Below are 12,623 nucleotides of genomic sequence, written 5' to 3'. Positions count from 1 at the left end.
GCAGTGGCCCTATTTTTTTGGAGCGGCGGCGTCAGGGAGGAGGAGACGCCGCCGCTCGGTTCACGTGGCCTCAGGGAGGAGGAAGGAGGCCGCGTAACCATGTCGGGGTGAAAGCCCCGGAATTTGGTGCGATAGCGCCAGGGAGGAGGAGGGCGCCATCGCTGACATGCTCGCAGGCCTAGGGAGGAGGAGAGGGCCTGCCGCATACCGGTGGGAGCACGAGGCCCCCGGAAACTTGTGCGGCAGCCCCAGGGAGGAGGAGGGGGGCTGCCGCGGTTCACGCAAGGCCCAGGGAGGAGGAGAGGGCCTTTCGCAACCATGTTCGGAGCCGCCGGACGCCCCGAGAAAACTGGATCGGTGACACCCAGGGAGGAGGAGGGGTGCCACCGATGAGAGCTTGGGATCCCAGGGAGGAGGAGGGGATCCTTCGCGTTTGCGCGGGATCCCAGGGAGGAGGAGAGGGATCCGTTGCATCACACGGGCATGTGCCCGGTATCTGGGGCGGTGACGCAGGGAGGAGGAGCGCGTCACCGCCGATTTTCAGGGGCCCCAAGGGAGGAGGAGCGGGGCACCCGAAAGGAAACTCAGTTCTTGTAGGCCGCCTCGTAGGCGAGGCGCTTGATCATCGAGCGGGAGATGCCCAGATCAGCGAGCTCACGGTTGGAGAGCTCTTGCAGTTCGTTGATCGTGGCGCGGTACAGCTTGTACTGGGCGACACGCTCAGACAGGGCGCCGAATGCGGCCTGGATGCGGTCGAATGCGCCAGCATTCACGGTGGTGATGTTCGATGCGATAGCCATGGGCTCGTCTCTTCTTCGGTTTTGTTCGGATACGCTCGATTGCGCTAACGAGAACTAATTTAGGTGAATGCTGCAGATGCACAATCCCAAACCGGATCAACGCTGCTATGCAGCAAATGCATATGTCGTGCTGACCTATTTTTTAATCAAATGGTTGGTTTTTTGCGCGCGGGCCGTTGTGTCCTCTTGCCCCTTTGGCAGAAGGGGCACACCTAGGGGCTGAAACAGTGGAAAGGACTCAGAAATGGCGGTTTCGCGGGAAGAAGTTGTCAAGGCGTTACGCGGCGTTACCGCTGGGGGTGTTGCTGATGTGATATCGGCAGATCTGGTGCGCGCGCTGCAGGTCGAGGGCGACTCGGTCCGGTTCGTCATCGAGGCGGAGAGCGCCGAGGCGGCCCGTGCGCTGGAGCCAGTGCGTGCAGCGGCAGAGGCGGCGGTGCGGGCGCTGCCCGGTGTGGCGCAGGTTTCAGCCGTGCTCACAGCGCATGGCCCGTCCCCAAAGCCCGCGCCCGCGCCCGCGCAAGGGGTAGCGCCCAGCCTGAAGGTGGGGCGCCATCCCACACCGCAACAGGGGCCGATGCAGGTGGCGGGCGTGGACCGCGTTCTGGCCATTGGCTCCGGCAAGGGCGGTGTGGGCAAATCCACCGTTTCTTCCAACCTTGCAGTGGCACTCGCGAAGCAGGGCCGCAAGGTGGGGCTGCTGGATGCCGACATCTACGGCCCTTCTCAGCCGCGCATGATGGGGATCAATCAGCGCCCGGCCTCGCCTGATGGCAAAACGATCATTCCCCTGAAGGCCCATGGCGTGACGCTGATGTCGATCGGCTTCATGGTGGACCCGGATCAAGCGGTTGTCTGGCGCGGGCCGATGCTGATGGGGGCCTTGCAGCAGATGCTCACGCAGGTGGCTTGGGGTGAGCTAGACGTTCTGCTGGTGGATTTGCCGCCGGGCACGGGCGATGTGCAGCTCACGTTGTGCCAGAAAACCCAACTCACCGGGGCCATCGTTGTTTCAACCCCGCAGGACGTTGCGCTGCTGGATGCGCGCAAGGCGCTCGACATGTTCGGCAAGCTCAACACACCGGTTCTGGGGCTCGTGGAGAATATGTCCACATATATATGTCCCAAATGTGGGCATGAGGCGCATCTCTTTGGTCATGGCGGTGTTCGGGCCGAGGCCGAGAGGCTGGGCGTGCCCTTCCTTGGCGAGATGCCGCTGGATCTGGATGTGCGGCTGGCAGGCGATGCGGGCAGCCCCGTGGCACTGGGCGAGGGCGCACCGGCAGAGGCCTACGCGCGGCTGGCGCATCGGCTGGTGGCCGGCGGCATGGCCTGATCGCCTGAAACCGGGGCGGCCTCCGGGCTGCTCTTGGGAAATCATGGGCACGAGGTGGGTGAAAGCCGCGCAGATGGGAATTTGCGGGAACAGATTTGCCCGCATGGGGCGCAGCCGGGAGGCCGCGCCCTTTTTTCGGCCTCGACTCATGGAATTTGCCCCGTTTCATTGGGAGTGAGGCCGCAAATACGGCGAAAATGTGTCATTTTCCGTGGCTTGCGGGCAACAGCTCACCTGCGCGCCGGTTGAAGCCGGAAAAAATTTGGGAAAAAGTGGCCGGAATCGCGGCCTCTATATCTAGGCGGCGCACCCCTCTTCGAATCATACATCTAGTGAAAAACCCCGGTTTTGCGGTGGATTTCCTGTATTTGGTGCCTGTGGATTCAGGCGAAATCTGGGCCGGGTGCCAAAATTAGGTGTTGATTGCCATGAATTCCCATGCCATTCCTAAACCCACGATGAGGACGGGCTCACAAGGGGCACACAAAGAACCCCGAACAAGGCACCAAGTCAGGTTTCATACAGGCACCCGATTTCATCGAACCAAGAGATCCGGCGCGCGAGCGAGCAGACATCCCCCCAGGTGGCGCGCGTAGCTGGACACCCCAGAGATGGGACGAGGGCGGCGAATTGGGCAGTGGCAGCAGCTCAATTCGCCGTTTTCCATTCCGGGCCCCGCACATCGCGGGGCAACGCAGAACAACAGCGAGAGGCCGCGAGGGACAGTGGCGACGAGTTTTAGAGGCGAACACCTGAACAAGGTGGATACGAAGGGCAGGATGTCTATTCCGGCCCCGTTTCGTCGTGTGCTCGAAGCCTGTGATCCCGAATGGAAAAGCGGCGACGCGCCCCGGCTGATCGTTGTCTACGGTGGCGAAAGCCGCAGCTTCCTTGAATGTTTTTCCGTTGAGGCGATGGACAGCGTGGAGCGCAAGATCGCGAAGCTCCCGCGCGGTTCCAAGAAGCGCAAGGCGCTGCAACGCCTCTACATGACCCAATCCATCGAAACCACGATCGACGACACAGGCCGCCTCGTTCTGCCCAAGAACCTGCGCGAGAAGATTGGCCTTGAGTCGGGCGTGATGTGCGCCGGCAACGGCGACACGTTCGAAATCTGGAAACCGGAGACCTACGACGAAGAGATCTACGCAGGGCTCGAAGAGGATGACGACTTCGATCCGGACACAGATCCTTCCGAGTATCTGGATGGTGACGAGGAGGATTGAGCCGTGGCCGCTGCCGCTTCCTCCGCTAACGCTCCCCATATTCCCGTTCTGCTGCGTCCGCTTCTGGCGGCCGTCGCGCCCGTGTCTGGCACTTGGCTGGACGGCACTTTCGGGGCCGGGGGCTACACCAAGGGCCTGTTGGCCGAGGGCGCGGATCTTGTCATCGGCGTGGACCGTGACCCGCTGGCCTTCGACATGGCGAAAGGCTGGGTGGGCGATTATGGCGACCGGCTGAAGCTCGTCGAGGGCACGTTTTCCGAGCTGGATACCTACCACGACACGCCGCTCGATGGCGTGGTGCTCGATCTGGGCGTCTCTTCCATGCAGCTTGATCTGGCGGAGCGGGGGTTTTCCTTCAACAAGGACGGCCCGCTCGACATGCGCATGAGCCAGGCCGGCCTCTCGGCAGCGGATTTCGTCAATGAGGCGGACGAGGCAGAGATCGCCGATGTGCTGTATCTCTTTGGCGAGGAGCGCGCCTCGCGCCGGATTGCCCGCGCGATTGTGCGGGCTCGGGAGGCCGAGCCCTTCACCCGCACCCTGCAACTGGCCAGCGTGATCGAATCCTGCCTGCCGCGCCCGAAACCGGGCCAGAGCCACCCGGCCAAACGCAGCTTTCAGGCGATCCGCATCCATGTGAACGATGAATTCGGCCAGCTCGTCGAAGGGCTTGAAGCCGCCGAGCGGGCCCTGCGTCCCGGCGGGCAACTGGCCGTTGTCACCTTCCATTCACTGGAAGACCGGATCGTGAAGCGCTTCTTTCAGGCCCGCTCCGGCGGCGGTGGGCGGGCCAACCGCTACGCGCCCGAAGCCGCCGAGGATGCGCCGCAATTCACCATGAAGACCCGCAAAGCCGTCGGGCCGGACGATCAGGAACTGGCCGAAAACCCGCGGTCGCGCTCTGCGAAACTGCGGGTCGGTATCCGCACCGATGCGCCATCTGGCCCGGTGGATCGGGCCGTGCTGGGGTTGCCGGGAGCCAAGAAAAAAGCAGGGGGGCGCCGTTGATGCGTAACATTCTTTATATCGTGACGATCCTTGCCGTGATGGGGCTGGCCTTCAAAGCCTACCACGAGAATTACACCACGCAGGAGGCGCTCAAGAAGGTGGAGCGCCTGCAGGGGCAGATCGCGGCCAAACGCGAGCGGCTTGCGGTTCTGAAAGCCGAATGGGCCTACCTGAACCGCCCCGAACGCCTGCGTGAACTGGCCGCCTTGAACTTCGACACGCTGGGCCTGCTGCCGCTTGAGCCGGGCCATTTCGGCACCACCGATCAGGTCGCCTATCCGCAGCCCGAGCTTCTTCCGATCACCGACCCGATCGAGGTCGCCGGGATGGTGGAGCAGCAGCCATGACGCGCATCCCTCTGCGCCCGCTGGCGCGTATTCTTGAGGCTCGGGCGAAAGGGGAAAACCCCGACGCAATCGAGAAGGAAAATATCCGCCAGCGCCACGAGGAAATGCGCGACAAGGCCCGCAACCGGGCCGAAGGGCGGCTTCTGGTTCTGGGCGCGGCCTTTGTCTGCGCCTTTGCTCTGGTGGGCGTGCGCATGGCGCATATCGCCTCCATCGAGCCGCGCGAGCCCCGCGCGGCGGCCTCCGGCTCCGAGATCCTCGCGCAGCGTTCCGACATCGTGGACCGCAACGGCAATGTGCTGGCGACGAACCTTTTCACCCATTCGCTTTACGCGCAGCCGCCGATCATGATCGACAAGGAACGCGCGGCGCGGGAGCTGGTGAAGATCTTCCCCGACCTCAAGGAAGAGCGGCTGGTGAAGGATTTCACCGGCAAGCGCAAGTTCCTGTGGATCAAGAAGAAAATCAGCCCTGAGCAGATGCAAGCCGTGCATGACATCGGCGATCCGGGCCTCATGTTTGGCCCCCGCGAGATGCGGCTTTATCCTAACGGCAAACTGGCCGCGCATATCCTTGGCGGCGCTTCCTTCGGGCGCGAAGGCGTGCATTCGGCGGAAGTCGTCGGCGTGGCGGGGGTGGAGAAGATTTTTGACGATTACCTCCGCGATCCGGCCAACCAGGGCGCGCCGCTGCAGCTGTCGATCGATCTGACGGTGCAGGCCGCCATGCGCCATGTGCTGAACGGCGGCATGCAGCTGATGCAGGCCAAGGGCGCGACGGGGATCATCCTTGACGCCCACACCGGCGAGATCATCGCGATGACCTCGCTGCCGGATTTCGACCCCAACAACCGCCCGCGCCCCGCCGTGGAAGGCTCGCCCTCTGACAGCCCGCTCTTCAACCGCGCGGTGCAGGGCGTTTACGAATTGGGTTCCACTTTCAAGATCTTCACCGCGGCGCAGGCCATAGAGGAACGGCTGGTGAATGCCTCCACCATGGTCGACACCACCGGCCCGATGACGTGGGGCCGCCACCGGATCCGCGATTTCAAGAACTACGGCCCGCAGCTGTCCGTGACGGATGTGATCGTGAAATCCTCCAACATCGGCACCGCCCGCATGGCGATGATGATCGGCACCCCGCGCCAGCAGGAGTTCATGAAGAAGCTCGGTTTCTTCGAGCCCACCGAAGTTGAGCTCGTGGAAGGCCCCAGCGCCAAGCCGCTTCTGCCCAAGAACTGGTCCGACATCTCGACGATGACGATCTCCTACGGCCACGGGCTGTCGGCGAGCCCGCTGCATCTGGCGGCAGGCTATGCAAGCGTGCTCAACGGCGGCACGCGGATCACGCCGACGATTCTGCGGCAGGAAGGCCCCCAGCGCGGCGAGCGCGTGGTGAGTGCGCAAACTTCCGCCATCCTGCGCGACATGCTGCGGCAGGTGGTGGATCGCGGCACGGCGAGCTTTGGCAAGGTCGAAGGCTATTCGGTGGGCGGCAAAACCGGCACCGCCGACAAGCCGAAGGAAACCGGTGGCGGCTATTACAAGGATCGCGTAATTGCCACCTTTGCCTCGGTTTTCCCGACGGATGACCCGAAATACGTGGTGATCGTGACGCTGGATGAACCCAAGACTTTTGCCCTCGGCGAAGAGCGCCGCACGGCGGGCTGGACGGCTGTGCCGGTGGCGGCGGAGCTGATCGAGCGCACCGCGCCGCTCCTTGGCGTGCGGCCCCAGATTGCACCCCTGCCGGAAGTTGCGATAACACTCACCTCGAACTAACGAACAGGGGCGAGCGCATGGCCGGGCAGGCTGAGGCAAGATCGCTCGCGGCGCTTGGGCTCAATGCCCGGGGCGGGCGCGACGCGCAGATCACGGGGCTGTCGGTGGACAGCCGGACCGTGAAGGAAGGCCATCTTTTCGCGGCCCTTCCGGGCAGCAAGATCCATGGTGGAGAATTCATCCAATACGCCCTGCGCATGGGCGCGGGCGCGGTGTTGACCGATCCGGAAGGCGCGCGCATCGCAGAGGCAGAGCTTGCCCAAAGCGAGGCCGCGCTTGTGGTGGTGGAAGATCCGCGCCTCGCGCTGGCCTATGCTGCGGCGCTCTGGTTTGCCGCGCAGCCCGAAACCATGGTCGCCGTCACCGGTACAAATGGCAAAACAAGCGTGGCGACCTTCTGCCGCCAGATCTGGAACCTTCTCGGCGAAGAGGCGGTGAACCTCGGCACCACGGGCGTCGAGGGCAGTTTCACCGCGCCGCTCGCCCATACCACGCCGGAGCCGATCACCCTGCACCGGGCGCTGGCGCAATGCGCCGACGCCGGTGTGACCCATGCCGCGATGGAGGCTTCCTCGCATGGGCTTTCCCAGCGGCGGCTGGATGGCGTGCGGCTGGCGGCGGCCGGGTTCACCAATTTCACGCAAGATCATCTGGATTACCACGAGACCTTCGAGGCCTATTTCGAGGCCAAGATGGGGCTCTTCACCCGCGTGCTGCCCGAAGAGGGTGTGGCGGTGGTGAACATCGACGATCCCAAGGGCGAAGAGGTCTGCGCCATCACGGAAGGCCGCGGCCAGCGCGTGTTGCGCGTCGGGCGCGGGCAGGGGGCGGATCTGCGCCTCACCGCGCAGCGCTTTGATGCGACGGGGCAGGATCTGCTCTTTCAGTTCGAGGGCAAGGCCTACACCGCGCGGCTCAACCTCATCGGCGGCTTTCAGGCCGAGAACGTGCTGCTGGCCTGTGGCCTCGTGATCGCCGCCGGGGCCGATGCGCCGCGTGTTTTCGAGGTTCTGGGCGATCTGACAACCGTGCGGGGCCGGATGCAGCTTGCCGCCACGCGCGAAAACGGCGCTGCGGTGTTTGTGGATTACGCACATACGCCGGATGCGGTGGCCACGGCACTGAAAGCGATGCGCCCCCATGTGATGGGGCGGCTCGTGGTGATCGTCGGCGCGGGCGGGGATCGCGACAAGGGCAAGCGGCGCCTGATGGGGCAGGCGGCGGCAGCGCATGCCGATGTTGTTTTCGTGACCGATGACAACCCGCGCAGCGAAGAGCCCGCGAGCATCCGTGCCATGGTGATGGAAGGCTGCCCCGAAGCCACCGAGGTGGGCGACCGCGCCGAGGCGATCCTGCGCGCGGTGGACACGCTGCAGCCCGGCGACGTGCTGCTGATCGCGGGCAAGGGCCATGAGAGCGGGCAGGTGATCGGCGACGATGTGCTGCCCTTTGACGATGCGGAACAGGCAAGCGTGGCGGTGGCCGCGCTGGAAGGCAGGCTGTGATGAACACTCCCCTCTGGAGCGCGCAGGACGCGGCAATGGCCACTGGTGGCGAGGCGCACGGCGGCGATTGGGCGGTAAGCGGCATCTCGATCGACACCCGCTCGATTGAGCCGGGCGAGCTGTTCGTGGCGCTGAAGGATGTGCGCGACGGGCATGATTTCGTGGCACAGTCACTGGAAAAGGGTGCGGGCGCGGCGCTTGTCTCTCGCATTCCCGACGGGGTGCCTGCGGATGCGCCGCTGCTGCTCGTCGCTGACGTGCTCACCGCGCTGGAAGATCTGGGCCGCGCAGGCCGGGCGCGCAGCCGCGCCAAGGTGATCGGGGTGACAGGCTCTGTGGGTAAGACCTCGACCAAGGAAATGCTGCGCACGGTTTTGGAGCGGCAGGGCAAGGTCCATGCCGCCGAGAAGAGCTTCAACAACCATTGGGGGGTGCCGATCACGCTGGCGCGCCTGCCCGCAGATGCCGATTTCGCCGTGATCGAGATCGGCATGAACCACCCCGGCGAGATCGCACCGCTGTCGCGCATGGCCGCGCCCCATGTGGCACTGATCACCACCGTCGCGCCCGCCCATCTGGAGGCCTTCGAGTCGATTGACGGGATCGCCCATGAGAAAGCGTCGATCTTCGAGGGGCTCACCGAAGGCGGCACCGCGATCTTCAACACCGATGTGCCCACCGCTCCGATCCTTGCTGAGGTTGCCGCCGCAAAGGCGGCCACGGTAGTCCGTTTCGGGACGGCGAAAGATGCCGACTACGTGCTTGAAACCGTAGCACTTTCCCCCGAAGCCACGGTGATCCGCGCCACGGCAGCGGGCGAGCATGTGCTCTTCAAGCTCTCACTGCCCGCACCGCATTTCGCGCTCAACGCGCTCGGTGTTCTGGCTTGTGTCGAGGCCGTGGGCGGCGACATCGGCCTTGCGGCCTCCGACATGGCGCTTTGGCAGCCGCCGGCCGGGCGGGGCACCAAGGAAATCATCATCCTTGACCCGACCGAGGATGATCTGGCCATCGAGTTGATCGATGACGCCTTCAACGCCAACCCGGTGTCCATGGCCGCCGCCTTTCAGGTGCTGGCCGCCAGCAAGCCGAAGGACGGGCTGGGCAAGGTCTCGCGCGGGCGGCGCATCGCCATTCTGGGCGACATGCTGGAACTGGGCGAGGACGAGGCCGCGCAGCACCGCGCGCTGGCGCAGAACGACGCGCTGCAGAGCTTCACCCTGATCCACTGCGTCGGCCCGCGCATGAAACACCTCTGGGATGCGCTGCCGCCGCAGAAACGCGGCCATTGGGTCGCCGAAGCCGATGCGCTCGTGGCCAAGGCGCATCATTTGCTGGATGCCGGTGATGTTATCTTGGTAAAGGGCTCCAAAGGGTCGTATGTGTCGCGCGTTGTGGACGCGATCCGAAAACAAGGCCGCAAGGCCGCAAAAGACTGACCGAGGGCGTGTGACGTGCTGTACTGGCTGACCGAGTTTTCCGACGGCGGGGATGTGTTCAACCTCTTCCGCTACATTACCCTGCGCGCCGGTGGCGCCTTTTTCACGGCGCTGATCTTCGGCTTCATCTTCGGCCGCCCCCTGATCAACCTGCTGCGCGCCAAGCAGAGCAACGGCCAGCCGATCCGCACCGATGGCCCCGCCAGCCACCTTGAAACCAAGCAGGGCACGCCGACGATGGGCGGGGTTCTGATCCTTGGCGCGGTAATCGTCTCCACACTGCTCTGGGCGCGCTGGGATAACCCCTATGTCTGGATGATCCTCTTCGTGACGCTCTCTTACGGGCTGATCGGCTTCATCGATGACTACCAGAAGGTCGCGCATAACAACCCGAAAGGGGTGCCGGGCCGGGTGCGCCTGTTGTTGGGCTGCGGGATCGGCGCAATCGCGGCCGTCTGGACGGCCTGGGTGCAGCCCGCCGATCTGGCCAATCATCTGGCCTTTCCCTTCTTCAAGGATCTGCTGCTGAACCTCGGCATCTTCTTCATTCCCTTCACGATTTTCGTCATCGTCGGCGCGGCGAACTCGGTGAACCTGACAGACGGGCTCGATGGGCTCGCGATCATGCCGGTGATGATCGCCGCCGGCACGCTGGGCGCGATTGCCTATGCGGTGGGCCGGGTCGACTTCACCGATTACCTGGAGGTTCACTACGTGCCGGGCACCGGGGAGATCCTGATTTTCTGCGCCGGGCTGATCGGCGGCGGGCTAGGCTTTTTGTGGTACAACGCGCCGCCTGCAGCCGTGTTCATGGGCGACACCGGATCGCTTGCCCTGGGTGGCGCACTTGGGGCCATCGCGATTGCCACGAAGCACGAGCTGGTGCTGGGCATCGTCGGCGGGCTTTTCGTGGTGGAAACGCTCTCGGTGATCATCCAGGTCGGTTACTTCAAGATGACGGGCAAACGCGTCTTCCTCATGGCCCCGATCCATCACCATTTCGAGAAACGCGGCTGGGCGGAAAGCCAGATCGTGATCCGTTTCTGGATCATCTCGCTGATCCTCGCGCTGATCGGGCTGGCCACCCTGAAAATCCGCTGATGCCGCGCGCGCTCGTCACCGGCGGCAACCGAGGCATTGGCCGCGCCATCGCCGAAGGGCTGGTGGCGCAAGGCCATGAGGTTGTCATCGGCGTGCGGGACATGACTGGCGGGGCCTCCGTGGCCGAGGCGATCGGGGCGCAGGCCGTGCCGCTGGATCTGACCGATCTGCAAAGCCGCGCCGCCATCTCGGACGCAGGCGCGTTCGACATCCTGATCAACAACGCAGGCGTCCTGCCCGAGGGCGGGATGCTCGCCAACCCGGCAGGCTTTGCCGCCTGTATGGCCGTCATGGTGGAAGGGCCCTTCGATCTGATCCGCGCGCTCGCGCCCGGCATGGTCGCGCGAGGATACGGGCGCATCGTGAACCTCTCGTCCGACTGGGGCGCGTTTTCGCAAGGGCTGCACGGGCCCAACGCCTATGGCGTGGCCAAGGCGGCGCTGAACGCGCTCACACTGGCGCTGTCACGCGAGTTGCCTGCCCAAACTGTGAAGATAAACGCCATGTGCCCGGGCTGGGTCGCCACGCGCATGGGCGGGGCCGGCGCGCCGCGCACGCCCGAAGAGGGCGCGCAAACGGCGCTCTGGCTGGCCAATCTCGCGACGGACGGGCCGCCGGGCGGCTTCTTCCGCGATCAGAAACCCTTGGAGTGGTGAGCGCATGATTCCGGTTCTTGGATATGAGGGGCAGAAAGTGGCCGTGCTGGGGCTGGGGCGTTCGGGCCTCGCCACGGCGCGCGCGCTGAAAGCTGGCGGCGCGGAGCCGCTCTGCTGGGATGACAGCGCGGAGGCGCGCGAGAAGGCGGAAGCCGAGGGCTTTGCCTGCGCCGATCTCTCCCGCGATGCCAGCTGGGAAGGCGTGGCCGCGCTGATCACCTCGCCCGGCATCCCGCATCTCTACCCGGAGCCGAACCGCCACATCGCCAAGGCTTGGGAGATGGGCGTGCCGGTGGACAATGACATCGGCCTGTTCTTCCGCTCCTACGCTGCCGAAAGCTGGGGCGATTTCGACACGCCCCCACGCGTGATCGCAGTGACAGGGAGCAATGGCAAATCCACCACCTCGGCGCTGATCCACCACATCTTGCGCGAAGCCGGAAAGCCGACGCAGCTTGCAGGCAACATCGGCCGTGGCGTGCTGGATATTGATCCACCGCAGGATGGCGAGGTGGTGGTGCTGGAACTGTCGAGCTACCAGACGGATCTGGCCCGCGCGTTGACACCGGATATTGCCGTCTTCACCAATCTCTCGCCCGATCATCTGGATCGCCACGCGGGCATGGGCGGCTACTTCGCCGCCAAGCGTCGGCTCTTTGCTGAAGGCGGCCCCGACCGTGCGGTGATTGGCGTCGACGAGGCCGAAGGGCGCTATCTGGCCAACCAGATGGCGCAGGGTGCGGCCGATGACCGGGTGATCCGGGTCTCCGCAGAAAGCAAGCTTGCCGGCCCCGGCTGGTCCGTCTTCGCACGCAAAGGGTTTCTCTCGGAGATGCGCAAGGGGCGTCAGGTGGCCGCGATCGACCTGCGCGCCATCAAGGGCCTGCCGGGCGCGCACAACCACCAAAACGCCTGCTGCGCCTATGCCGCCACACGTGCACTGGGGATCGCGCCTAAGCTGATCGAACAAGCCTTCCAAAGCTTCGAAGGCCTGCCGCACCGCTCCCAGATCGTGGCCGAGATTGGCGGCGTGACCTTCGTAAACGACAGCAAGGCCACCAACGTGGACAGTGCCGAAAAAGCGCTGCAGGCCTTTGACAACATCCGCTGGATCGCCGGCGGTCTTGGGAAAGAGGGCGGCATCGAGGCCCTGAGGGGCGCGCTCGGCAAGGTGCGCAAGGCCTACCTGATCGGCTTTTCCGCCCGCGACTTCGCGCTCCAGATCAGCGACACGCCGCATGAGATCTGTGAAACCATGGAGGCGGCCGTCGCCCGCGCCGCCGCGGAAGCCGAACCCGGGGATACAGTGCTGCTGGCCCCTGCCGCCGCCAGCTTTGATCAGTTCCCCAACTTCGAGAAGCGCGGCGAGGCCTTCATGTCGGCCGTCGCGCAGCTGAAAGGGTAAGGCGAGGGAGGCTCTGCCC

11 protein-coding genes are annotated in these 12,623 nt (G+C 64.7%); 10 read left to right on the top strand and 1 reads right to left on the bottom strand.

The window, feature by feature from the left end:
• Positions 1-584: 584 nt before the first annotated feature.
• On the bottom strand, positions 585-800 hold the full coding sequence (locus KVX96_RS13240) for a DUF1127 domain-containing protein (RefSeq protein ID WP_261194984.1): 216 nt from the start codon (positions 798-800) through the stop codon (positions 585-587).
• 244 nt (positions 801-1,044) lie between these two features.
• Between KVX96_RS13240 and KVX96_RS13235 the strand changes: the two genes are divergently transcribed.
• From KVX96_RS13235 to murD, 10 genes are all read left to right on the top strand, one after another.
• On the top strand, positions 1,045-2,136 hold the full coding sequence (locus tag KVX96_RS13235) for an Mrp/NBP35 family ATP-binding protein (RefSeq protein ID WP_261194983.1): 1,092 nt from the start codon (positions 1,045-1,047) through the stop codon (positions 2,134-2,136).
• Between the two features lie 725 nt (positions 2,137-2,861).
• A complete protein-coding gene (gene mraZ, locus KVX96_RS13230) occupies positions 2,862-3,362 on the top strand; it encodes a division/cell wall cluster transcriptional repressor MraZ (protein WP_261194982.1) in 501 nt (166 codons plus the stop codon).
• 3 nt (positions 3,363-3,365) lie between these two features.
• Positions 3,366-4,370, top strand: coding sequence for a 16S rRNA (cytosine(1402)-N(4))-methyltransferase RsmH (gene rsmH, locus KVX96_RS13225; RefSeq protein WP_261194981.1), 1,005 nt, complete (start codon positions 3,366-3,368; stop codon positions 4,368-4,370).
• The gene (locus tag KVX96_RS13220; RefSeq protein WP_261194980.1) at positions 4,370-4,717 is read left to right on the top strand and encodes a cell division protein FtsL; all 348 of its coding nucleotides are present in this window, start codon (positions 4,370-4,372) and stop codon (positions 4,715-4,717) included. The genes rsmH and KVX96_RS13220 overlap by 1 nt, the downstream gene beginning before the upstream one ends.
• The gene (locus tag KVX96_RS13215; protein ID WP_261194979.1) at positions 4,714-6,498 is read left to right on the top strand and encodes a peptidoglycan D,D-transpeptidase FtsI family protein; all 1,785 of its coding nucleotides are present in this window, start codon (positions 4,714-4,716) and stop codon (positions 6,496-6,498) included. Before KVX96_RS13220 ends, KVX96_RS13215 begins: the two co-directional genes overlap by 4 nt.
• Positions 6,499-6,515: 17 nt before the next feature.
• Positions 6,516-8,003, top strand: a complete 1,488-nt coding sequence (locus tag KVX96_RS13210; RefSeq protein ID WP_261194978.1) for a UDP-N-acetylmuramoyl-L-alanyl-D-glutamate--2,6-diaminopimelate ligase — start codon at positions 6,516-6,518, stop codon at positions 8,001-8,003.
• The gene (gene murF, locus KVX96_RS13205; protein WP_261194977.1) at positions 8,003-9,442 is read left to right on the top strand and encodes a UDP-N-acetylmuramoyl-tripeptide--D-alanyl-D-alanine ligase; all 1,440 of its coding nucleotides are present in this window, start codon (positions 8,003-8,005) and stop codon (positions 9,440-9,442) included. The genes KVX96_RS13210 and murF overlap by 1 nt, the downstream gene beginning before the upstream one ends.
• A gap of 15 nt (positions 9,443-9,457) precedes the next feature.
• Positions 9,458-10,543 carry a phospho-N-acetylmuramoyl-pentapeptide-transferase gene (mraY, locus tag KVX96_RS13200; RefSeq protein ID WP_261194976.1) on the top strand — a complete coding sequence of 362 codons (1,086 nt, stop codon included), beginning with the start codon at positions 9,458-9,460 and terminating at the stop codon, positions 10,541-10,543.
• The gene (locus KVX96_RS13195; RefSeq protein WP_261194975.1) at positions 10,543-11,199 is read left to right on the top strand and encodes an SDR family NAD(P)-dependent oxidoreductase; all 657 of its coding nucleotides are present in this window, start codon (positions 10,543-10,545) and stop codon (positions 11,197-11,199) included. Before mraY ends, KVX96_RS13195 begins: the two co-directional genes overlap by 1 nt.
• A 4-nt stretch (positions 11,200-11,203) precedes the next feature.
• Positions 11,204-12,604 (top strand): UDP-N-acetylmuramoyl-L-alanine--D-glutamate ligase, encoded by a 1,401-nt coding sequence (gene murD, locus KVX96_RS13190; protein ID WP_261194973.1) that lies wholly within the window; start codon positions 11,204-11,206, stop codon positions 12,602-12,604.
• Positions 12,605-12,623: the final 19 nt, after the last annotated feature.

Source organism: Pseudoruegeria sp. SHC-113 (assembly GCF_025376885.1).
Classification (GTDB): domain Bacteria; phylum Pseudomonadota; class Alphaproteobacteria; order Rhodobacterales; family Rhodobacteraceae; genus Pseudoruegeria.
Note: the sequence above shows the minus strand (reverse complement) of the source record. Positions and strands in the feature narration are given on the sequence as shown.